Annotated in this window: 21 protein-coding genes and 1 pseudogene; 4 read left to right on the top strand and 18 right to left on the bottom strand. The window is 36.5% G+C overall.

Annotated elements, in window-relative coordinates:
- Positions 1-60: 60 nt before the first annotated feature.
- The 11 genes from ABZ559_RS05615 to ABZ559_RS05565 all read right to left on the bottom strand — a co-directional run bounded on the left by ABZ559_RS05615 (position 61) and on the right by ABZ559_RS05565 (position 6,928).
- The gene (locus ABZ559_RS05615; protein WP_273415049.1) at positions 61-1,071 is read right to left on the bottom strand and encodes a bacteriocin biosynthesis protein; all 1,011 of its coding nucleotides are present in this window, start codon (positions 1,069-1,071) and stop codon (positions 61-63) included.
- 171 nt (positions 1,072-1,242) lie between these two features.
- A complete protein-coding gene (locus ABZ559_RS05610) occupies positions 1,243-1,539 on the bottom strand; it encodes a bacteriocin immunity protein (RefSeq protein WP_273415052.1) in 297 nt (98 codons plus the stop codon).
- 352 nt (positions 1,540-1,891) lie between these two features.
- The gene (locus tag ABZ559_RS05605) at positions 1,892-2,203 is read right to left on the bottom strand and encodes a hypothetical protein (protein ID WP_026217109.1); all 312 of its coding nucleotides are present in this window, start codon (positions 2,201-2,203) and stop codon (positions 1,892-1,894) included.
- Between the two features lie 87 nt (positions 2,204-2,290).
- The gene (locus ABZ559_RS05600) at positions 2,291-2,521 is read right to left on the bottom strand and encodes a ComC/BlpC family peptide pheromone/bacteriocin (protein WP_367007630.1); all 231 of its coding nucleotides are present in this window, start codon (positions 2,519-2,521) and stop codon (positions 2,291-2,293) included.
- Between the two features lie 439 nt (positions 2,522-2,960).
- On the bottom strand, positions 2,961-3,245 hold the full coding sequence (locus ABZ559_RS05595) for a hypothetical protein (protein WP_018375361.1): 285 nt from the start codon (positions 3,243-3,245) through the stop codon (positions 2,961-2,963).
- Between the two features lie 9 nt (positions 3,246-3,254).
- Positions 3,255-3,470, bottom strand: coding sequence for a ComC/BlpC family peptide pheromone/bacteriocin (locus ABZ559_RS05590; RefSeq protein WP_273415053.1), 216 nt, complete (start codon positions 3,468-3,470; stop codon positions 3,255-3,257).
- A 229-nt stretch (positions 3,471-3,699) separates the two neighbouring features.
- Positions 3,700-3,912 carry a hypothetical protein gene (locus tag ABZ559_RS05585; RefSeq protein ID WP_273415054.1) on the bottom strand — a complete coding sequence of 71 codons (213 nt, stop codon included), beginning with the start codon at positions 3,910-3,912 and terminating at the stop codon, positions 3,700-3,702.
- A gap of 48 nt (positions 3,913-3,960) precedes the next feature.
- A complete protein-coding gene (locus ABZ559_RS05580) occupies positions 3,961-4,344 on the bottom strand; it encodes a hypothetical protein (RefSeq protein WP_367007493.1) in 384 nt (127 codons plus the stop codon).
- Positions 4,345-4,519: 175 nt separating this feature from the next.
- On the bottom strand, positions 4,520-5,662 hold the full coding sequence (locus ABZ559_RS05575) for an ABC transporter permease subunit (RefSeq protein ID WP_018375357.1): 1,143 nt from the start codon (positions 5,660-5,662) through the stop codon (positions 4,520-4,522).
- Positions 5,656-6,522 (bottom strand): ABC transporter ATP-binding protein, encoded by an 867-nt coding sequence (locus ABZ559_RS05570; RefSeq protein WP_018375356.1) that lies wholly within the window; start codon positions 6,520-6,522, stop codon positions 5,656-5,658. The genes ABZ559_RS05575 and ABZ559_RS05570 overlap by 7 nt, the downstream gene beginning before the upstream one ends.
- Positions 6,523-6,715: 193 nt before the next feature.
- The gene (locus ABZ559_RS05565; protein WP_018375355.1) at positions 6,716-6,928 is read right to left on the bottom strand and encodes a bacteriocin class II family protein; all 213 of its coding nucleotides are present in this window, start codon (positions 6,926-6,928) and stop codon (positions 6,716-6,718) included.
- Positions 6,929-7,171: 243 nt separating this feature from the next.
- Between ABZ559_RS05565 and ABZ559_RS05560 the strand changes: the two are divergent.
- From ABZ559_RS05560 to ABZ559_RS05550, 3 genes and pseudogenes are all read left to right on the top strand, one after another.
- Positions 7,172-9,320, top strand: a pseudogene (locus ABZ559_RS05560) (peptide cleavage/export ABC transporter).
- An 11-nt stretch (positions 9,321-9,331) separates the two neighbouring features.
- Positions 9,332-10,726: a bacteriocin secretion accessory protein gene (locus ABZ559_RS05555; RefSeq protein WP_367007492.1), complete on the top strand. Its 1,395-nt coding sequence runs from the start codon at positions 9,332-9,334 to the stop codon at positions 10,724-10,726.
- Positions 10,727-10,840: 114 nt separating this feature from the next.
- Entirely contained in the window at positions 10,841-11,491 is a 651-nt protein-coding gene (locus ABZ559_RS05550; protein ID WP_367007491.1) for a metal-dependent transcriptional regulator, read from the top strand.
- A 296-nt stretch (positions 11,492-11,787) separates the two neighbouring features.
- Here the strand turns inward: ABZ559_RS05550 and carB are convergent, their stop codons facing one another.
- The 5 genes from carB to pyrR all read right to left on the bottom strand — a co-directional run bounded on the left by carB (position 11,788) and on the right by pyrR (position 19,042).
- Positions 11,788-14,967: a carbamoyl-phosphate synthase large subunit gene (gene carB / locus ABZ559_RS05545; protein WP_367007490.1), complete on the bottom strand. Its 3,180-nt coding sequence runs from the start codon at positions 14,965-14,967 to the stop codon at positions 11,788-11,790.
- 190 nt (positions 14,968-15,157) lie between these two features.
- Complete coding sequence (locus ABZ559_RS05540) at positions 15,158-16,249, bottom strand: carbamoyl phosphate synthase small subunit (RefSeq protein ID WP_018375350.1); 1,092 nt, start codon at positions 16,247-16,249, stop codon at positions 15,158-15,160.
- Positions 16,250-16,301: 52 nt separating this feature from the next.
- Positions 16,302-17,228 carry an aspartate carbamoyltransferase catalytic subunit gene (locus ABZ559_RS05535; RefSeq protein ID WP_317335194.1) on the bottom strand — a complete coding sequence of 309 codons (927 nt, stop codon included), beginning with the start codon at positions 17,226-17,228 and terminating at the stop codon, positions 16,302-16,304.
- 3 nt (positions 17,229-17,231) lie between these two features.
- Positions 17,232-18,494, bottom strand: coding sequence for a solute carrier family 23 protein (locus ABZ559_RS05530; RefSeq protein WP_277291306.1), 1,263 nt, complete (start codon positions 18,492-18,494; stop codon positions 17,232-17,234).
- Between the two features lie 26 nt (positions 18,495-18,520).
- Complete coding sequence (gene pyrR, locus ABZ559_RS05525) at positions 18,521-19,042, bottom strand: bifunctional pyr operon transcriptional regulator/uracil phosphoribosyltransferase PyrR (RefSeq protein WP_321056205.1); 522 nt, start codon at positions 19,040-19,042, stop codon at positions 18,521-18,523.
- 573 nt (positions 19,043-19,615) lie between these two features.
- Here pyrR and ABZ559_RS05520 point away from each other — a divergent pair.
- The gene (locus tag ABZ559_RS05520) at positions 19,616-20,227 is read left to right on the top strand and encodes a VTT domain-containing protein (protein WP_367007489.1); all 612 of its coding nucleotides are present in this window, start codon (positions 19,616-19,618) and stop codon (positions 20,225-20,227) included.
- A 655-nt stretch (positions 20,228-20,882) separates the two neighbouring features.
- Here the strand turns inward: ABZ559_RS05520 and ABZ559_RS05515 are convergent.
- Together ABZ559_RS05515 and ABZ559_RS05510 are read right to left on the bottom strand one after the other, a co-directional pair.
- Positions 20,883-21,206, bottom strand: a complete 324-nt coding sequence (locus ABZ559_RS05515) for a CHAP domain-containing protein (protein ID WP_337957591.1) — start codon at positions 21,204-21,206, stop codon at positions 20,883-20,885.
- Between the two features lie 110 nt (positions 21,207-21,316).
- Positions 21,317-21,751, bottom strand: coding sequence for a GtrA family protein (locus ABZ559_RS05510; RefSeq protein WP_367007488.1), 435 nt, complete (start codon positions 21,749-21,751; stop codon positions 21,317-21,319).
- Between the last annotated feature and the right edge of the window lie 59 nt (positions 21,752-21,810).

The following is a 21,810-nucleotide window of genomic DNA, read 5'->3' as shown; positions in this document are numbered from 1 at the left end:
AAGCATATTCCAAGAAAGTCAAATATGAGAGCTGTGTATAAACTATTTTTACAAACTTTATCATTCATTTGCTACTTTTCCTCTGCCAAGTTTCATTAAAATCAGTCCCAATAGAGAAATTAATAGTCCGTAAAATGAGAAGTTGTTTTCTTTAATGCCCAATTTCGGCAAGGTGTTGCTCTTATTAGTTTTTACTTCATTTTTAGGAAAAGCTTGTGGATTTTCTGAAACGATTGTTTTTTCAGCAGTTCTAACATCAGTTTGCGGTGAAGAAATCACATTCTGAATATTAGAATCACCTTTTATTTCTTCAGTATTAAAGCCTATCGTTTCTGTATTATCTTTGATTGATTGTTCAGCCATTGCTGCTGCCATAGCCGCTGGAATTTTTCCATAAAAGAGATAGTCATAAAGTTCTTGTCCAGAAATACCGCCACCAATCCACGCACTCACCATTTGACCATTTTGCAAACGGATAATGGTAGGCGTTCCTGGAATACCGACCGTTCCAAAAAGAAAGTCCGCTGCTTCTTCATCAAAATCTTGACTGTCAGTATTGTAATACTCTAGACGATTATCCATTAAAGTGTTGAACTCTTTTAAATCTGGGGAAAACTGACGACAATAGTAACAAGTCGGACGTCCAACATAAATCACGTGCTCTTTTCCGTCCTCTGTAAACATCGCATAAACATCTGTCATTGGAACGTGATTAAAGTCTGCGACATTTTCTTCATATTGGGGAATAGTGATTTCAGGTTCTTCTGGCTCATCTGATGTGTCTGATACTATCGTTTCCGTTGCTTCGGGTGATTCCATTGAAACAGCTGAATTATCAGCCGTTTCAATTGATAATACCTCCTCAGTTTTTTCGGATTGACTTTCTGAAATATCATTTGATGGCTCAATAATATCTGTTGCTAGATTTTCTGTAACATTATCCCCATTATCCACAACTTCTGTCGTTTCAGTTGTAGGTACAAGCTCATCATCAGCAAAGACAGAAACAGTTGCCATTGATAAAACAGTTGCAGATAATAAAATTGTTGATTTTAAAACATTCTTTTTCATAAAATCTCCTTTTAATTAAGATTGTCACCGCGATTGACCATTTCAGTTTAACAAATTCTCTTGGAAATAAACGGTCAAGTCATCATTTGTCGTTTTTAAGTCGTCAATGGTAAAATTTAGGTTATAAAAAAGCTGATAGGCAATCTATCATCTTGAAAATAAATATTTTATCTAATAACCATATCTGATATTTGATAAACTTCTTAACCTCTTTAATTGTTTTGATTGCGCATCAGATAGTTGAAGTTTATTTTCTACCAGAATGTTAGACAACTCTACATTCATCCTACTTAAAACTAATGGCGTAGATATTCCACTTGACTCTAGTTCCTTACGATAGAAAAGAAAACATTTTTTAAGTGGTATATATTTTGAATCCTCACTTAAAGATACTAATAATTCGTCAATAATAACTACTGCTTCAGTTTTTCTTTCTTTTCCGCCCGAAAACCACTTTAAGCCTACCATTAAGCTATTCCCCCTTCAACGGTTGAAAGTCCTGCATCTGTCATGGCATCAAATTGTTTAAAAGTTTTTGTTTTCATTTGAGTACCTCCTAAAAATCTGTTAAACTAACAGGTCTTAGTTTAACAGATTTTTGGGTTAATGTGTGCCCAAGTCGTAATTTGTCGTTTTTAGGTCGTAAATGGTAAAACTTGATTAAACAAAAGCCGATAGGCAAAAAGTACACTGTCAGTTCCTCACACCTGCCATATATGATTAGACTCATGATTCAGTATGATGTCGAGGTTATTCGAAAAAGTCAAAATAACAACAGAAAAATGTTTCTTTAACCTGTAGTTTTAGACATAAATGAGAATTATAGAAGATCTTCCTCAATAATTTGATAATGTTTCTGAAATTGTTTTTTTGAAACAATACGATGATTAGTAACATCTAAAAAATCTCCGATATATCCCACAGGGTAAGAGGCATAACCAGGGTAACTCAGTAAGCTGATTTTCAAATTAAATTTCATAGAAGGATTTATTCCACTCATAGAAATCACTAATTTATCATCGTTCCATCTCAGATATTTTTGTTTAAAAGCTTGCTGAACCCATACTGGTTGTGCGTTTGTCTTACTTATTTCCCATACATCAGATAGACGACCATTATATAATGCTTTCATAATGTACATACCTTATTTCTTTTTGCAAAAAAACTTAGATTACCTTTAAAATAATATTATTTATAAGTTTTTACAAACAAATAAATATCAACAAGCATTAGGTGTTCCACCAGTTCCTCCAGGAGGGCAAGAACGAACAGGACCACGACCTGGATACTTTCCGTTTAATTGATCTATCACTTGTTGAGGGTTAACAGGGTGCGCAGCATTACCTATAGCACTCAGTACATCTCCAATCCATTCCATACCTCCACCTTCAACAATTGAAAGTTCTGCATCTGTCATGACATCAAAATGTTCAAATGTTGGTGTATTCATCATGAATACCTCCTTATTAATTTTTTATATTTCCGGAAAACAAATTTAGTATAACACTTTTTTAGAAAAATGAACGTGAACGCCTAAGTCTATCAAATAGTTAGAACCTACATTAACAATAGTGTATTTATCACATCTATTGAAACTAGGTTCTTGAGAAGGAAATCTCTTTGAAGTACAGCACTAGCCACCGTCGATAAACAAAATAGCTCCAACCTAAAATATGGTTTACAAGGCAAAACAATCAGTACCATCGTCAAAAAAACTTTCTTTCATTATTACAAATATAAAATATTAAAAGATTTTTAATACTTTGATAAAATAGCTCACAACTACTATAAAAAATATCAATTTGTAAAACTCCTATTACTTAGGGAAATAAATTGATCTTTTACTATTGAAACATAAAATTTTTAGTAATAAAAAATAGATTTTTACATCAAATAAGTTGATAGTCTTTTTCAAATTTTGATTTGCTTATCACCTTACCATTAGTTAAATCAATAACATCTCCAATTTTCCCAATGGCATACATTCCATAACCGTAATTATGATCATCTTTTGACCAATTAGGATATAAAGCTGGGATTAAAATCCTAAGGCTATTATCTAACCAATGAAGATAATTCTTAGTAAATGCTTCTGCTATCCATAAAGGTTGAGTTAAATCGTTTTTTGATATCTGCCAGACTTCAACTTCCTTATTTTTATACAGCGCTTTCATTTCAACCTCTTAAAAATTACAAAAATTAGGTGTTCCTCCAACACCATAAGGAGAACAACTGCATGGTTTTGGTAGCTTAATTCCATTTAACTGCTCCAATGTAACTCCGCCACCGTCAATGGCTCCGATAGCACCTGCCAGCAATTCTCTCCAGAAACCTCCCTCAATACTTGAAAGTTCTACTTCGTTTGTGACATCAAATTGTTCAAATGCTTTTGTATTCATAATGAATACCTCTTTATTAATTTTTATATTTCCGGAAAACAAATTCAGTATAACACTTTTTTAGAAAAATGAATGTCCAAGTCGTAATTTGTCGTTTTTAGGTCATAAACGGTAAACTTTTCATACTTCATGTTTTTAACACTGTTACCCAAAAAACACTTTTAGATAAGAAAAAGCTATTAGAAACTAAAACTTCTAATAACTTTTCTTAAAAAACAAGTTATCATCTTCACATGATTTCAGTTTTTGGTTTTACTAGTACTGGTTTTGGAATAGTTCCCTTTGGTAGGGGGGCTTTTGTTTCAATTAAAGCTTTAACCGGATCGCAAATACATCTACCAGTAATTTTTGAAAGTTCCACAGCACTAAGTAAATTAGTCATCATTTTTGATTCATGAAGCATTGCCTGAACACACATACTGATAGATTTTTCCCTTTTCACCCTCAAAGGCTGAAAATGCTAATTTAAAAACATCCCCTAAGTAAATGTTTACATATGCGATTTCTTCATAGGAACATTATTAGAAGCCATGATAAACCCTACAGTACAAAAAACAACTAGGGCATTCCACTCAAAGAAAATAGTAAGGATACTGTCTTTTTGAAAAACACCAATTACGATAACCATTAAAACAATAACCGGATAATAAATAGTTTTCCAGATAAATTGTTTAAAGTTTGTTAAACTGGCTACCAGAGAAATATTACTATGATATTTCATAACACAACAGATATGAAGAATAGCTTCAACAACTGTACCCAATAACACAATACCAATAATTTTAGGGATAGATAGCCCCATAAAATAACCCGACCACTCAATAATAAGTTGAGATAGGATTATTACTGTCAATACTCGAATGTGATTAGTCATAATAGTTCCTTCATCAATTTTTTTAGGGTTGCAACCTTTATAGTTTTAGTATAGTCTTTTTTTGAAAAATAGACGCCCAAGTCATAATCTGCCGTTTTTAAGTCATCAACGGTTTGACAACATTATCCACCTACAAAACTTTAAAAATTTCCTTTTCTGAAATGTAATTATTATTCTAATGACTTACCTTCTTCATTGATAAGTATGTCAAGTATAGGCAAAGTAACACAAAAGCTAATCTAATTGTGACAACAAATAATCCGTCAAGCCAAAAACTTTCAAAAAAACCATCATAAGCAAGTTTAAGCATTAAATTTGGTGTATTTGAAGTTGATACAGATAAAATATTCAAAATCTTATTAGGTATTCCCGCTTGAAAAACATCCATAAGAAAACTTGGTACAAAAATACTACCCACAGACAAGGCAAAACCTACCAATGGAGACTTAATTTTACTCGATATAAGGATATTGATACCCGTAATAAAGACAAGTCCTACAAACTGATAAATTACCAGATTGATAAATGTTCCCAAAAGTGTCATTTTTTCTGGAAAAGCCATGATATTCACATCGTTGTCAATCCAATGTAGATTGAGTTGAACACTCGTGTCCCAGCCACTAAAGCCAAAATACCATGCAAATACAGCTAGTATTATGGCGTAAAAAGTAACAAACACCAAGGTACTTATCAAGTAACTACTTATTATCTTAGTCATTGTAAGTTTGTTGCGACCATACCTCGTTGTCAACAAAATAGAATTCATATTTTCAGCAGTATCACCAGAAAAAACCGGAGCGATGAGGTAAATAGACAAAAGAAGAATAAGGATATAAGCACTATTGGCGACCAAAAATAGTTGATTCCATGGTGTAAAATTACCTAACTTTAGTTTATCATAAGGGAGGTATGAGCCAAGCTCCGTTTGAGATTTTGGATTAATCTTACTGAAATCAATATCTTTCCCTTTCTCCAAATCAAAATAATAATTTCTAAACTTGGGATCAAAATGGCTAGTTACATAGTAACCAAATACATTGAAGGTAGGATTATTTGATTCCACATCAAGACTATAATCCTTGATTGTTCTGACTAGCAAATCATTGGATAGCTGTCCCGTATGCTCCTCCGCAAACTGTTTGTTTATCTCAACAACGTCTCTTCCATGAATTTTATCCACTGAATAGCCACTGATTTGTCCATTAAAAAAGTTTATATAAAATAACCCAAAGATGGCTAATAAGGTAGCCAAAAACATTCCTAAAACTGATTTTTTTCGGATTAATTTTTTTAATTCAAACGGTAAGAGAGCTAACATAAAACTTGCTCCTCTCTAAAATAATAAATGTATAGATCTTCTAAAGTGGGAGAAACTAGTCTAGCTAGCTGGCTTGGTTTCTCATCACTAACCACACGGAAAACACGACCAGATGAGGATAGTTTCTCATTAACTAAAGCATAATGGCTATACCGTGGCAACTGTGAACCATCAGGTACAGACAACTCCCACACTTTTTCGGAAATTATTTTCAACAGTTCTTGGCTACTGCCTTTATGGATAAATTGACCATTTTTTAAAAGAATAATCTCCTTGGCGATAGCTTCAATATCAGAAACAATATGAGTTGATAAAATAATGATTTTGTTAGCCGACAATTCGCTAATAATATTACGAAACCTCACTCTCTCTTTGGGGTCCAATCCTACCGTTGGCTCATCCAAAATCAGAATTTCAGGATTATTGAGTAGGGCCTGAGCTATGCCGAGACGTTGTTTCATGCCCCCTGAATAGGAAGCGATACGCTTTAAACGAACATCATATAAATCTACCAGTTTTAACAATTTGTCCGTTTCTTGTTTGGCTTTATTTTTAGACATTCCTTTCAAGGCCGCCATATAGAGAAGAAAGTCTCGACCAGAAAAATAATCATAATAACTAAAATGTTGGGGCAAAAAACCAATATGCTGGTAAAATTCTTCTGATTGAGGTTTATTATCCAGTAAAATTTCTCCCTCATCAGGAGTCGTAAAATGACTAATAAGATTGAGCAAGGTTGTCTTACCCGTTCCATTAGCACCCAAAAGGCCATAAAGACCAGGGGTGAATTGTGTGGAAATTTTCTTCAAAATTTTTTTTGAACCATAATTCTTACTCAATTGTTTTAATTCTAATAACATAGCCCCCTCCTTAAATGATTATGAGATAAAACTCTGACTACTAATATAAAAAACGAACAAAGAAAACTTTATAAAATTGAAGGATCCTCTTCGTTCGTTTTTCTTTCCTATCTGTTTAATTCTGTAAGTCAGGGGAATAATCTAGAATTTCTAGACTAAATTTATTATCCCAGTCTTCGCCAGCTATTTATAGCTAGACATTATAAACACGACAAATTGAACCTGGATATAAATCCATATGATTTTGTGCATTACGAGCTGCTGTCTGATAGGAACTATGCCAAGCACTTGTATAAGTTGGTTTACCATTTTTTGTACATTTCCAAACATAGCCCCAACCACCTTCAACAGTAGAAAGTTCTGCCTCTGTCATTACATCAAATTGTTCCAACATTTTTGTATTCATAATGAATACCTCATTATTAATTTTTTATATTTCCGGAAAACAAATTTAGTATAACGCTTTTTTAGAAAAATGAACGTCCAAGTCGGAATTTGTCGTTTTTAGGTCGTAAATGGTAATTTTTTTCATATTTTCATGATTTTTTGACCGTTTGCGACTTATTTTTGACTTTTTACGACTTGGGCATTTTTTTATCTTGTTTTATGGCACAATAGTCCTAGTTTTATTTTTTAAAAGGGAAAGGTTATGAGAAGATATAAATATGTTAGTCAAATTGATTTGCGAGATTGTGGTGTGGCAGCTTTGGCATCAGTTGCCAAGCATTATGGATCTGATTTCTCACTGGCACACCTAAGGGAATTAGCTAAAACAACTAAGGAAGGGACGACAGCGTTAGGGATAGTCGAGGCAGCTAAAGCCATTGGCTTTGAAACACGCGCCATTCAGGCTAATATGGAACTGTTTGATATGGCCGATATTCCCTATCCTTTTATTGTTCATGTTAATAAAGAAAGCAAACTGCAGCACTATTATGTCGTTTACAAAGCTAAGAAAAACCACCTTATCATCGGTGATCCAGACCCCAGTGTCAAAGTGACCAAAATGTCCAAGGCACATTTTGCCAAAGAATGGACTGGGGTTGCTATCTTTTTAGCGCCTGCTCCGCATTATCAACCACATAAAGATAAGAAAAATGGCTTAACAAGCTTTTTACCAATTATTTTCAAACAAAAGGCACTGCTAACTTATATCATTCTGGCAAGTTTGCTCGTGACCTTGATTAACATTGTTGGGTCTTACTATTTGCAAGGAATCTTAGACGATTATATTCCTAATCAATTGCAATCCACTCTTGGCATTGTCTCGGTTGGGTTGATTGTGACCTACATAATGCAACAAATTATGAGCTTTTCACAAAATTATTTACTTGTTGTGCTGAGCCAACGGTTAACAATTGACGTGATTTTGTCTTATATTCGTCACATTTTTGAATTGCCCATGTCCTTTTTTGCCACAAGGCGGACAGGTGAACTTATCTCGCGTTTCACTGATGCTAACTCGATTATTGATGCACTGGCATCAACGATTCTCTCTTTATTTTTAGATGTGAGTATTTTGTTTATTGTCGGAAGTGTCTTAATTCTGCAAAATGTCAATCTTTTTTTCATCACCTTAATAGCATTACCTATCTATGCTATTATTATTTTGGCTTTTATGAAGCCTTTTGAGCGAATGAATCACGATGTCATGCAAGGCCAATTCTATGGTTAGCTCTGCCATTATCGAAGATATCAATGGTATTGAAACAATTAAATCTTTGACTAGTGAGGAAGTCCGTTATCAAAATATTGACCGTGAATTTGTGGATTATTTGGATAAAAGTTTTACGCTTAGTAAGTATGAAGCTGTGCAAACGTCGTTAAAACAGGGAGCACAGCTAATTTTAAACGTCGCCATTCTCTGGTATGGTTCACGTTTAGTCATGGCTGGGAACATTTCAGTAGGACAATTGATTACTTACAATACGCTTCTGTCGTACTTTACAACGCCAATGGAAAATATTATCAATCTGCAAACCAAACTACAATCTGCCAAAGTAGCTAATAATCGTCTCAACGAAGTTTACTTAGTGTCATCTGAATTTGATAGCAAACAACTCTTAAATGACAGCCATTTTCTACAAGGAGATATTGTTTTTGATGATGTTACTTATAAGTATGGCTTTGGTCGTGACACGCTGAGTCATGTGAATTTACACATTAAGAAGGGTGAAAAAATTAGCCTAGTTGGTATCAGCGGTTCTGGTAAGACAACCTTAGCTAAAATGATTGTCAATTTTTACACACCTAACCATGGACAGATTACCCTGGGTGGCTATGATTTAAAAACCATTGATAAAAAAGCCATTCGCCAATACATTAATTACCTACCACAACAGTCTTACGTCTTTTCAGGGACGATTTTAGAAAATTTAACCTTGGGAGCACCTGACAATATCACGCAAGAAGACATTCTGGAAGCTTGTGAAATCGCTGAAATCCGTGCTGATATTGAATCGATGCCACTAGCATACCATACCGAACTTTCAGATGGTGCTGGGTTATCTGGTGGGCAAAAGCAACGTTTAGCTTTAGCACGCGCTTTACTGACACAAGCTCCCGTCTTGATTTTAGATGAAGCCACAAGTGGCCTTGATGTTCTAACGGAAAAACGTGTGATTAAAAATTTACTATCTCTCACAGACAAGACTATTATTTTTGTTGCCCACCGTTTGAGCATTGCTGAACAATCTGACCGTGTCATTGTTCTAGATAAAGGACAAGTTATCGAAGAAGGGCATCATAAACAACTCATCCAAAATCACGGTTTCTATGCACAGTTATTTCATGAATAAAAGGAGAACATATGAATCCTAAATTATTTCAATCTGCTGAATTTTATCATCGGCGTTATCATAATTTTGCGACTGTCTTAGTGATTCCAATGACACTTTTGGTCTTTTTTCTCCTTGCCTTTTCTCTCATTGGTAAAAAAGAAATTACCGTTACGACACTTGGTAGTATTAGACCAACAAAAGTCATCGCTGTTGTTCAATCAAGTAGCAATAACACCGTTTTAACCAATAATCTTAGTGAAAATAAGGCAGTCAAAAAGGGGGATCTACTCATCCAATACTCCGACAAATTGGAAGATAGTCAACTTAATGCCATTCAAACACAAATCGAAAGATATGAACGTCAACAAGAGGCACTCAATCAATTGAAAGAAAGTCTAAAGCAAGGACAAAACCTTTTTACAGGTGATGATGAATTTGGTTATTCAGCAACCGTTGAGCGTTTTTTTAATCAATCTCAAACAATTACTGCTCAAGTTTCTCAATCAAACCAATCAGTTGCTAAACAAGAAGCTGGTGTCAACCAAACAAATACAGCTATCGCCAATCAGATTGCCAACCTACAAACCAAAGCCAGTCAGTATCAAGAAGTTAAAGAGGCTATTCAAACTGACAAAACAAACGTATCTGGCAATAATCCATATACAACCACTCTTAATAGCTATCTTAGCCAGATTCAAACAATTGATACACAAAGCATTCTAACTAACAACAATTCTGCTAGCAAAGAAAGTGTTAAAAATCAATTTTTAACAGACCTACAAGGGCAGATTGATAGCATTAATGCCTCTATCTCTAGTTTGCAGACACAAGCTGCTTCCAATTATTCAACGGGAAGCTATGACACTAGTGCCAATAGTCAAATTGAAAGCTTGCGCCAACAGGAATTGACACAAGCTGAAACACAACTCACGCAAATTACTCAAGAAAAAGAAAATTTGCAAGCACAACTTGACCAGACAACTCTCTCTAAAGCTGACACCGTTTTAAAAGCAAGTCAAAGTGGCATTTTACATGTTTCTGATGAATTTGAAGGGCAAACGCTCTTGCCGCAAGGCAGTCAGATTGCAGAGATTTACCCAGATATTGCCAAAACACAGCAAGTCGCTATCCGCTATTACGTTGACTCCACTCATGTTAGTCAATTGAAAAAAGGACAGCCTGTTCGCCTAACCCTTGAGAAGATCAGCAATCATGCCATTGTTATCACTGGCAAAATCAGTAAAATTGCAAGTTCTGCCACACAAACCAAAGAAGGAAATGTCTTTGAGGTGACAGCACTAGCCACCGTTGATAAACAAGATAGCTCCAAATTAAAATATGGTTTACAAGGCAAAACAATCAGCACTATCGGCAAAAAAACTTTCTTTAATTATTACAAAGACAAGCTATTAAAAGATTTTTGAAACTCAATTTATCTCCAATTCTCAATTATCTTTCTAATTAATAGTTATTAACTCAATTATTTTGTCAATCATTTTCCGAAATTCTGTTATAATAGTTTTGTGAAAGGATGAGATATGACACCAAATAAAGAAGATTATCTGAAATGTATCTACGAACTCGGCGAAAATCAACCCAAAATTACCAATAAGCAGATTGCGGAACAGATGAAAGTTTCTGCACCTGCTGTCACCGAAATGATTAAAAAAATGATTGCTGAAAAGCTGATTATCAAAGATAAAATCTTGGGTTATTACCTCACGCAAAAGGGACTTCTTCTGGTTTCTGAGCTCTATCGTAAGCACCGCTTAATTGAAGTTTTCTTGGTCAACCATCTGCACTACACAGCAGATGAAATCCATCAGGAGGCAGAAGTTCTAGAACATACCGTGTCTGACATTTTTGTTGAACGCTTAGATGAAAATTTAGGATACCCCAAGTTTTGTCCACACGGTGGCACCATTCCTAAGAAAAATGAATTCTTGGTTGAAATCAATCATACCACTTTAGCACAAGTCGAAGAATTAGGTAGCTATCGTCTTAGTCGTGTCCATGATGAATTTCAACTCCTCAAATATATAGAAGACCATGGGCTAATGATTGGTAGTCACTTGGAACTTACGGGTATTGATCAATTTGCTAGGACCTACACTATTTCTTACCAAGATAAAAACTTAGCTATTCCAGAAAACATTGCGGAGCAGATCTATGTTACCAAGGAAAACTAAAAAGCAAGTCTGGACAAAAAAGTTCTTTATCAACTGTAGTGGATAACTCATAAATAAACACGATAGGAGACTAATACAAATACTATTACGTTAAAGTATTAACTGTTAAAGAAACTATTCCCTTTCCAACTGTAAAGTTCATGATGGAAACGGGAATAGTTTCTTTATTTAGAGTACATAAAAGGAAGGGACTGGGAAAAAGCCCAGCCCCTAGTTAATTTAATGATATGTCCCCACTACAGTTGACAATAAGCCAAAATTTTCTCCCGATTTTAAGGAAAATAAGTTCTTTGTCCTTAAATCGCTTGTGTCATAAAGCCACGGCTCTCCAGAACTTTACACATAGCATCAGCCGTGTCCAACGCTGTAAAAAGTGGGACTCCTTGTGCAATGGCAGAGCTTCTAATTGTTGCTCCATCTTCATCAAAAGTTCGTTTGGTGCCGACTGTATTGACTATAGCCTGAACCTTACCAGCTCTAACTAAAGCTGGAATATCATTAGCATCATCTTCACCTAGTTTCTTAACTAAAGTGCTTTGCAAACCATGCTCAGCAAAATACTCAGCAGTTCCTTGTGTTGCAAAGACACTGTAACCAATGGCATCAAAGCGTTTAGCTAGTGCGAGAGCTTCTTCCTTAGTATCATCAGCAATGGTAAAGATGACATTACCAAATTCTGGAAGATGGAAGTAAGAAGCTTCGAAGGCCTTGTATAGGGCTTTTTCTAAGGTAGAATCTGAGCCCATTACCTCACCAGTAGATTTCATTTCTGGACCAAGTAGGCTATCAACCTTAGCCAGCTTGGTGAATGAAAAGACGGGGGCCTTGACATGAACTTGCTGGCTTTCTTGATAGAGACCGTCTTCATAACCCAACTCAGCAAGGCTAGTACCTAAAATAAGCTTGGTAGCTACCTGAGCCATAGGAATATCAGTAACCTTAGATAAAAATGGTACCGTACGGCTGGCACGTGGATTAACCTCAATGACATAAACAGTTTCATCCTTAATCACAAACTGTATATTCATCATACCGATACAGTTGAGTCCAATAGCAAGACGTTTGGTGTAATCTGCAATTGTTGCTTGGATTTCTTTTGAAAGAGTTTGTGGTGGATACACCGCCATAGAATCTCCTGAGTGAACTCCAGCCCGCTCAATATGCTCCATAATTCCAGGAATAAGTACATCTTTACCATCAGAAATAGCATCCACCTCGCACTCGCGACCCACAATGTAAGAGTCAACGAGAACAGGGTGATCTGGACTTGCTTTAACCGCTGTTCTCATGTAAGAACGAAGATCATCCTCATTTTCAACAATTTCCATAGCGCGTCCACCCAAAACGTATGACGGACGAACAAGAACTGGAAAGCCAATACTACGCGCAGCCTCTACTGCCTCTTCTTCATTTGTGGCAGTTTGACCAGGTGGCTGTGGAATATCCAATTCTTTAAGAGCCTGTTCAAAAAGGTCACGGTCTTCTGCACGATCAAGATCAGCAACTTGGGTTCCTAAGATTTGAACACCAGCTTTTGACAATGGTTCTGCTAAATTAATCGCAGTCTGCCCACCAAATTGGACAATAACCCCTTTTGGCTGTTCAAGCTCAATGACATTCATGACATCTTCAAAAGTCAAAGGTTCAAAATACAACTTATCAGATACAGAGAAGTCAGTTGATACTGTTTCTGGATTAGAATTCATGATGATAGCTTCGTAGCCTGCAGCCTGAATAGCTTTGACCGAATGAACTGTCGCGTAGTCAAATTCGACTCCCTGACCAATGCGGATTGGTCCAGAACCAAGTACAATTACTGACTCTTTATCTGATTTGACAGACTCATTTTCCCATTCATAAGTTGAATAGAAATAAGGTGTTTCCGATTCAAATTCAGCTGCGCAGGTGTCAACCATCTTGTAAACTGGGATAATTTTGTGCTCAAGTCTCAAGGCACGAACCTTATCTGCACTCGTTTCCCAAAGCTCTGCAATTTTACGGTCTGAAAAACCATTACGCTTAGCTTCTTTGAGGACAACAGGATTCCCACTATGACTTGCCAAGTCTTGTTCAATCTCAAAAATATGTAACAATTTATCAAGGAAGAAGAGATCAATCTTGGTTAGTTCAGCTAATTCTTCAATGGTATAGCCGCGACGAATAGCTTCTGACAGATAGAATAGACGGTCATCTTGCGCTTTTACAATTTTTTCAACCAAAGCATCATCGGTAACTTTTGCTAACTCTGGAATTTCATTGTGATAAACGCCAATTTCAAGTGAGCGGCAGGCTTTAAGAAGACTTTCTTCAATATTTCGGCCGATGGCCATGACTTCACCAGTCGCCTTCATCTGCGTTCCCAAACGACGTTCTCCATGTTCAAATTTATCAAATGGAAAACGTGGAATCTTTGCAACCACATAGTCAAGAGCAGGCTCAAACATAGCATAGGTTGTACCAGTCACTGGGTTAATCATCTCGTCCAGAGTTAAACCAACTGCAATCTTTGCAGCTAACTTAGCAATTGGATAACCCGTAGCTTTGGAAGCAAGGGCTGATGAACGCGATACACGTGGATTGACTTCAATAACATAATATTTAAAACTATGAGGATCAAGGGCCAGCTGAACGTTACAGCCACCTTCAATCTTCAAAGCACGAATGATGCTGAGACTGGCATCACGCAGCATTTGGTTCTCAATATCTGAGAGTGTCTGTGTCGGCGCAAAAACAATTGAATCCCCCGTATGAATGCCCACAGGATCAAAGTTTTCCATGTTACAAACTACCAAGGCATTATCAGTGGCATCACGCATCACTTCATATTCAATTTCTTTGAAACCAGCGATAGAGCGTTCAATCAAACACTGGGTCACTGGAGAAAGTTTTAAGCCATTTTTAGCGGTTTGCCGAAGTTCGTCCTCATTGGCACACATACCACCACCAGTACCACCTAGAGTGAAAGCTGGACGGACGATAACGGGGTATCCAATAGAATTTGCGAAGTTAAGTGCTTCATCAACTGTGTTCACAATCTCAGATTCTGGAATAGGCTGTTTAAGATCTTCCATCAGTTGTTTGAAAAGGTCACGATCTTCGGCTTGATCGATGGCAGACAATTTTGTTCCTAGAAGTTCAACCCCAAGTTCATCAAGAATGCCAGCTTTTGATAACTGCATAGCCATATTGAGACCAGTTTGGCCTCCCAAAGTTGGTAACAGAGCATCTGGGCGTTCTTTCCGAAGGATTCTGGTGACAAATTCCAGTGTAATTGGTTCGATGTAAACCTTGTCAGCAATTTCTTTATCCGTCATAATGGTAGCTGGGTTAGAATTGACAAGAACAACACTGTAACCTTCTTCCTTGAGAGCAAGGCAGGCTTGTGTCCCTGCGTAATCAAACTCAGCAGCTTGACCAATAATAATGGGACCAGACCCAATTACCATAATTTTTTTAATATCAGTACGTTTAGGCATTTATAAGATATTAAGGGTGTTAAGCGGACACAGCAAAAATAGGAAACCAGCCGACAACACTCACGTCTATCGTCTAGGATATGTTTATCTTTTTTGCAAAGTCCGTAGCCCGTATTCAGTTTAACCAAATACGGCTTATAACCCTTTCTCCTTTCTATTCGCCGACTCTCAGGACGGCATTAAATTGAAATTAGTAACGATTTGCTCGTTCTGCTTGAAAAGCATCAATCAATTCTAAAAATTCATCAAAGAGATAGCTGGCATCGTGTGGTCCAGGAGCAGCATCTGGGTGAAATTGAACTGAGAATGCTGGAAAATCACGATGACGGACACCTTCAACCGACTTGTCATTGATTTCTTCGTGCGTAACCATGAGGCAGTCAGGAAGGGTTGCTCGGTCGACAGCATAACCATGATTTTGACTAGTGAAATCAACACGGCCAGTGGCAATCTCACGAACCGCATGATTAAATCCGCGGTGGCCGAACTTCATCTTGTAGGTTGTTGCACCATTAGCCAAACTGAACAGTTGGTGTCCCATACAGATACCAAAAATCGGAATTTTTCCTTGCACGCCTCGAATCATATCAAGCGCATGTGGGACATCCGTTGGATTTCCTGGACCATTTGACAGCATGACACCATCTGGGTTGAGATGGAGAATTTCTTCTGCTGTAATATCATGTGGAACGACTGTCACATTACAATCCCGTTTCGAGAATTCTCTCAAGATGGAGTGCTTTAGACCAAAATCCACCAGAACGATATTCTTACCAATACCTGGCGCAGGATAGGCAGTTTTTGTTGAAACTTGTTCGATATTATTAGTTGGCAGAACCGTTGCTCGAAGCTGATCCTGCAAATGTTCAATCACATCACCAGAATTGGCTAAAGTTGCCTTCATAGTTCCATGTTGACGGATAATTTTAGTCAAAGCTCGTGTATCAATACCAGAAATTCCTGGAATTCCTTTAGCTTTTAGAAATTCATCCAAAGTCATCTGATTGCGCCAATTGCTTGCGCGTCTTGCAGTTTCAGAAACCACCACTCCCTTACAGGTTGGCTTTATGGATTCGTAGTCATCTCGATTAACACCATAATTTCCAACTAAAGGATAAGTAAAAGTCAAAATCTGACCGTTGTAAGATTGGTCAGTAATAGACTCTTGATAGCCTGTCATCCCTGTATTGAAAACAATCTCTCCAGTCACATCAAGATCTGCACCGAATGCCTGTCCTTCAAAAATTGTTCCATCTTCTAAAATTAAAAGTCGTTTTGTCATTAATTTATTACCTCGTTGACTCTCACTGGAGCCTTTTAACGTTTGCCTTCTGTTATGCTTTACCATTTAAGATGGCCTCAAGAATAGCCATGCGTACAAAAACACCATTTCGCATCTGAGTCACAATGCGTGACTGTGGCGCTTCTACTAATTGATCTGCTATCTCCACATCACGATTAACAGGTGCAGGATGCATGATAATGGCAGAGCTTTTCAGCTTTTTGTAGCGTTCTGTAGTGAGACCATGTAGTTTATGATAGTCTTTTTTTGAAAAACTTCCTTTACCATCGTGACGCTCATGCTGAACACGTAAAAGCATAAGGACATCCACTTCTCCTATAATTTCATCTATGGAAACATGTTTTCCATAAACATCGAATTCTTCAGAATACCATTCTTTTGGACCTGCAAAATAAATTTCGGCACCCAGTCTCTTAAGAATTTGCATATTGGACTTCGCAACACGAGAGTGGGTAATATCCCCCGCAATGGCAACCTTTAGATTTTCAAAATCTCCAAATTCTTCATAAATAGTCATTAAATCAAGCAAACACTGACTTGGGTGCTGACCAGAACCATCTCCACCGTTGACAATAGCCGTCTGTATCGTTCTACTATCAATTAATTCTTTGTAATAATCCACTTCTGAGTGACGAATCACACAAATATCGACCCCGAGTGCTGACATGGTCAAAATAGTATCGTAGAGTGTCTCGCCCTTGTTAACTGAACTAGTCTTGGCATCAAATTCAATAACATCCAAACCCAATTTTTTCTCAGCTACTTCAAAGGACTTGTGCGTCCTAGTTGAAGATTCAAAAAACAAATTAGCCGCGAAATACTGACGATCTAAAGTAAAATCAGCTCTCCCATTTTTAAAAGCAATACCACGCTCAATCAGACCAAGTACTTCTTCATTAGATAAAGTTTCCATTGTCACTAAGTGTTTTAGTGACACCACACCATCTGTAATCGCCATAATTTAATCCTTTTCTGGAAGAATTTGGTACAAGATAATTCCAAGTAGAGTTGAGAAAGCTACACCTGTAATTTGAAGACCAGCCACTTGAAGTGTTAAGCCACCAATCCCTGAAACCAAAATGACACTTGCAATGAGAAGGTTTTTCTTATTGTCAAAATTAACCTTATTTTCAATCAAAATTTTCAAACCACTTGAAGCGATAACACCAAAGAGGGCAATTGAAACACCGCCCAGAACAGCCGACGGAATTGACATAAGAATTGCTGAAACTTTACCAACAAAACTCATAATAACGGCAATAATAGCTGCACCAGCAATCACATAAACAGAATAGATTTTATTCAGTGCCATAACTCCGATATTTTCTCCATAAGAAGTTACAGGTGGTGCGCCAAAGAAACCAGCGATAATTTGTGAAAGTCCATCTCCCATAAGCGTACGATCCAATCCCGGATCTTTAAAGAAATCTCGACCAGTCAAGCTGTTTAAGACCATAACATGACCAAAATGTTCTGTCATGGTTACAAAAGCAATAGGAGCCATTGTCAGAATAGCCGAAGGATAAAGTTTGAAGTCGTAGTCTGCAAACATAATGCTAAAATCTGGTACATCAAACCATTTGGCATTGGCAATCGTTGTAAAATCAATCAACTGCTGACCAGTCACAGCACCTAAAATCAGCGAAAAAACATATCCAACAATCAAACCAAGCAAGATTGGAATAACTGCTACAATTTTTTTACCGTAAATATTGAAAGCAATGACTGCAAAGAGTGTCACCATACTAATTACTAGACTTGTGAAATTGTAACTTCCATCAACAGTCATTGCATCACTCACAGCTGAACCAGCTAAACTAAGTCCGATAACCATAATGACGGGACCGACAACAACTGGTGGAAGGATTTTATCTATCCAAGCATTTCCTATTTTCCGAACAATCAGAGCTACAATCAAATAAACTAGCCCACCAGCAATCGCTCCTTGAGCAACTGCTGCGATTCCATCGGTTTTCATCAATGTTTGCATGGTAGCAATATAGGCGAAACTTGATCCCATATAGGCTGGAATCTTATATTTTGTTACAGATAAATGAGCTAGAGTTCCTAAACCACTTGAAAACAAGGCAATTGCAGGATCAATCCCAACCAAAATTGGAACCAAGACAGTTGCTCCAAACATCGCAAAAAGATGTTGAAAGGATAAACCAAGCAGAAGGCCAGGTTTTGGCATATCATGTACATCATATTTTACAGAATCCACTTTTTTCTCCAGTCTATTTTCTAAACTTAACTTGGGTCAACGATACTAATACGATCCTGACCATCAAATTCAGCGACTTCAACCACAATTTCTTCAACAGCACTGGTTGGAATATTTTTACCAACATAGTCTGCACGGATCGGTAGCTCACGGTGCCCTCGATCCACTAAGACAGCTAGACTTACACGCGATGGACGACCAAGGCTGACAACATTGTCAATTGCTGCACGAATTGTACGACCAGTATAGAGAACATCATCAACCAAAATCACATCTTTGCCTGTGATATCAACAGGCATGACTGTTGTGTCTTCCTCAACTTTCATATCATCACGAAATGGTTTAATATCTAGTTCACCAAGTGGAATATCAAAACCTTCCAGCTGCTTGAGACGTTCCTGAATACGACGTGCAATAAATACACCCCGAGTTTTGATACCAGCAAGTACAATATTATCCAAGTTTTTATTACGCTCAATAATCTCATAGGTAATACGAGTGATGGCACGTTTCATGGTCACATCATCAACAATTTCTTTTGTTTTCATAAAAGAACCTTTCTAAAAATACAAAAAATCTCCCTGTTTCCAAGGAGATTCCACAAAATAGGCGTACAGTTTGAATCGCTGTACTCTTTTTCCTGTTCACTCCTTGCCTGCCTCACGGGACAGTATTAAAGGATATATCTACGGTTCTTATCATATCAAAAATTAGAACTTTTGACAAGGTTTTGCCTCTATTTTTCACAACAAACGCATGAAGAAAAAAGTTCCAATAAATTTCTGAAATACAAAAATTTATTCTGAAAAGTTAAGGTGTCAAGAACAATAGTTACAGAAAGCAATTTTTTCAAGAGCTATTTTGGGAAAAGAAGACAACCATTTTTGAGTAAACTCTCTCGAAATATCTAAAAATTTGAGATTTTTAGGTTTTCAAAAGTTTTTCAACAAATGATTTTCTTCATGCGTTTGTCCTGTCTATTTTTTAAATGAAGATAACTAGTAAGGATAGAAAAATGTTTGAGTCACTTTTTAATATCATTCTTAGGACCGATACATCTGTATGGCTTTAATGATACAATTACAATGTAAACTACTTAATAATATTTGGAGGTTTTCCCTATGCTTTTAGGATTCCAATTCCCTTTAACGAATAAACAATGGATAAAAATAATAACTGTCATCGGAATTCTGATTTCTGTTATCTCAGCAATTTACGTCAAAACTCATCCAAGCCTTTTTGCTGTCGGAGGGGCTTTCCATCAAACTCTCCATCATATAGGGATTTTCGCACCACTACTTTTCATCTTGGTACAGATTATCCAAGTCGTGTATCCTGTCATCCCTGGTGGATTAACCTGTGTTGTAGGACATGCATTATTTGGTCCCTTTTGGGGATTTGTTTATAACTTTACCGGTATTTTCCTAGGTTCAATATTCACTTTTCTCCTAGCAAGACGTTACGGTGAAACTTTTGTGAAATCTTTTGTTTCTGATCAAACTTATGATAAGTATATTATTTACCTTGACAAAGGAAAATTTTTTGAACGTTTTCTTGCAGCGGCTTTTATTTTACCAGGATTTCCCGATGACTTTCTCTGCATGGTAGCTGGTCTTAGCAAAATGTCGCTAAAGAAATTTGTTGTTATTACACTGATATCAAAGCCAGCAACTTTATATCTCTATACACTAATTAGCTACCAAGGAATCCAACTGCTCAATCATATGTTTTAAAAAGAGTAACCGAGAAGCAAAGTATTTCTTTGAAATAAGAGTTTATCAACTTAATATATTATTTTCAGCCTTCAAAAGTTTTTCAAACTATTGGAGGTTTCTTTCTTAGTTTGTGAAAAGAATTATTTTTATAATCAATGAATACTAAACTAAACAACACCCGCGCAGTAGAACTAAAAGTCAGCAAAATATGAGTTTGATTTTTGAAAAATATCAATTTTCAACCACCACAGTGGAATATAGGGGCATAAAAAGTAATGAAGAAATTTCCTGTCGGAGATTTCTTCACTACTAATCTTAGAACCTGTATTCAAAGTTCAGCACTTCCATCTAAGTTAGTTTTTCAGCTAATCATTATTAGTTTTTTTCAAAATACAGTCAGTATTCTCTCTAAAAACTGCCTTGATTACCGAAAAACTATCTCTGATCTAAAAGCACTTTACTTGTGAAAACAGGTTCTTAGTACGTTTGTCAACTATTGCAGTTGATGAATAATTAAAGTGAACTAAGCAACTAAAACTGATATACACTCTAAATAATCAAGAAATTACTTATCATCTAATTGAGCTAACTAGCATCTTCATATCTTAATCATTCTATTTTAGAAAATATATATGCTTAAAGGAAATCTTTAGCAAATAATGGCATGATAACCCTAATCAGGGTAAATATACACCACTACTCCTCCCCAATTATAAGAAGTAGGATTAAACCATCCACGATAGTTATCTATTCGCCTATTACCAGAGTAGTTGGCTTCCTTGACTTGAATACGAGTTTTTGATTCAACTTTAATAACATAGGCAACATGTCCATAACCCTTACCATCATTGGGCCAGACAGCTATAGAACCTACTGTAGGGGAAGCTCCTATGCGAAATCCACGTGATCTCGCATTTACGGCCCAGAGACGGGCATTTCCTAACTGATTTGGTATCCATGGCGCCAAAGTTTTCACACCCCAAGTACATTCTCCAATAGGTGTTAGCTTTTCATCTACCCACTACAGTTGACAATGAGCCATAATTCAAAAGCCTCCCACATCAGAAGGCTCTTTTCTAGTCATATTTACCAAGCCCCCCTTTAGAATTAGTCTTTTCCAGTAAATACAAAAAATTTACTAATAATATAATTCAGGACAATAATCAAAAATTGAGAAAAGCCTGTCTCAATGGCATTAACTAAAGATAAGTTTCCACCGACAAATTGACCAATTAATTGAGGATAGCTATCAACCAAAAATTTAGCTAGAATCAAATCCATAAAAAGGGTCATTAAGCGAGCACTAGTAAACTTTATAAAACGCTTTTGCCATCCCTTACTACTCTGATTAAAGACAAATCTGTCATTTGTCCAGAAGGCAAAGATAATGGAAATAATACTTGCCACAATTGCAGACAAGGTAGCAATGTGAAAAACTGCAAAAAACAAGATACGTATAACTGCATAGACCACTGTCGTTAGAATGCCAAAAAATAAATACTTAAATACCTCAGACTTAATAAATTGTTCCAATTTTTCCATAAGTAAATTATATCACAAAAATCAATTAACAGATAATTAAAATATACTTGAACACAGAG

The sequence above is a fragment of the Streptococcus sp. ZY19097 genome (assembly GCF_040731245.1).
Classification (GTDB): Bacteria; Bacillota; Bacilli; order Lactobacillales; family Streptococcaceae; genus Streptococcus; species Streptococcus orisratti.
Note: the sequence above shows the minus strand (reverse complement) of the source record. Positions and strands in the feature narration are given on the sequence as shown.

What these genes read in the sequence shown, in the direction of transcription:
- ABZ559_RS05615 (WP_273415049.1), bottom strand. Translation starts at nt 1,071, where the DNA reads ATGAAAAAGAATGTTTTAAAATCAACAATTTTATTATCTGCAACTGTT.
- ABZ559_RS05610 (WP_273415052.1), bottom strand. Translation starts at nt 1,539, where the DNA reads ATGGTAGGCTTAAAGTGGTTTTCGGGCGGAAAAGAAAGAAAAACTGAA.
- ABZ559_RS05605 (WP_026217109.1), bottom strand. Translation starts at nt 2,203, where the DNA reads ATGAAAGCATTATATAATGGTCGTCTATCTGATGTATGGGAAATAAGT.
- ABZ559_RS05600 (WP_367007630.1), bottom strand. Translation starts at nt 2,521, where the DNA reads ATGAATACACCAACATTTGAACATTTTGATGTCATGACAGATGCAGAA.
- ABZ559_RS05595 (WP_018375361.1), bottom strand. Translation starts at nt 3,245, where the DNA reads ATGAAAGCGCTGTATAAAAATAAGGAAGTTGAAGTCTGGCAGATATCA.
- ABZ559_RS05590 (WP_273415053.1), bottom strand. Translation starts at nt 3,470, where the DNA reads ATGAATACAAAAGCATTTGAACAATTTGATGTCACAAACGAAGTAGAA.
- ABZ559_RS05580 (WP_367007493.1), bottom strand. Translation starts at nt 4,344, where the DNA reads ATGACTAATCACATTCGAGTATTGACAGTAATAATCCTATCTCAACTT.
- ABZ559_RS05575 (WP_018375357.1), bottom strand. Translation starts at nt 5,662, where the DNA reads ATGTTAGCTCTCTTACCGTTTGAATTAAAAAAATTAATCCGAAAAAAA.
- ABZ559_RS05570 (WP_018375356.1), bottom strand. Translation starts at nt 6,522, where the DNA reads ATGTTATTAGAATTAAAACAATTGAGTAAGAATTATGGTTCAAAAAAA.
- ABZ559_RS05565 (WP_018375355.1), bottom strand. Translation starts at nt 6,928, where the DNA reads ATGAATACAAAAATGTTGGAACAATTTGATGTAATGACAGAGGCAGAA.
- ABZ559_RS05555 (WP_367007492.1), top strand. Translation starts at nt 9,332, where the DNA reads ATGAATCCTAAATTATTTCAATCTGCTGAATTTTATCATCGGCGTTAT.
- ABZ559_RS05550 (WP_367007491.1), top strand. Translation starts at nt 10,841, where the DNA reads ATGACACCAAATAAAGAAGATTATCTGAAATGTATCTACGAACTCGGC.
- carB (WP_367007490.1), bottom strand. Translation starts at nt 14,967, where the DNA reads ATGCCTAAACGTACTGATATTAAAAAAATTATGGTAATTGGGTCTGGT.
- ABZ559_RS05540 (WP_018375350.1), bottom strand. Translation starts at nt 16,249, where the DNA reads ATGACAAAACGACTTTTAATTTTAGAAGATGGAACAATTTTTGAAGGA.
- ABZ559_RS05535 (WP_317335194.1), bottom strand. Translation starts at nt 17,228, where the DNA reads ATGGCGATTACAGATGGTGTGGTGTCACTAAAACACTTAGTGACAATG.
- pyrR (WP_321056205.1), bottom strand. Translation starts at nt 19,042, where the DNA reads ATGAAAACAAAAGAAATTGTTGATGATGTGACCATGAAACGTGCCATC.
- ABZ559_RS05520 (WP_367007489.1), top strand. Translation starts at nt 19,616, where the DNA reads ATGCTTTTAGGATTCCAATTCCCTTTAACGAATAAACAATGGATAAAA.
- ABZ559_RS05510 (WP_367007488.1), bottom strand. Translation starts at nt 21,751, where the DNA reads ATGGAAAAATTGGAACAATTTATTAAGTCTGAGGTATTTAAGTATTTA.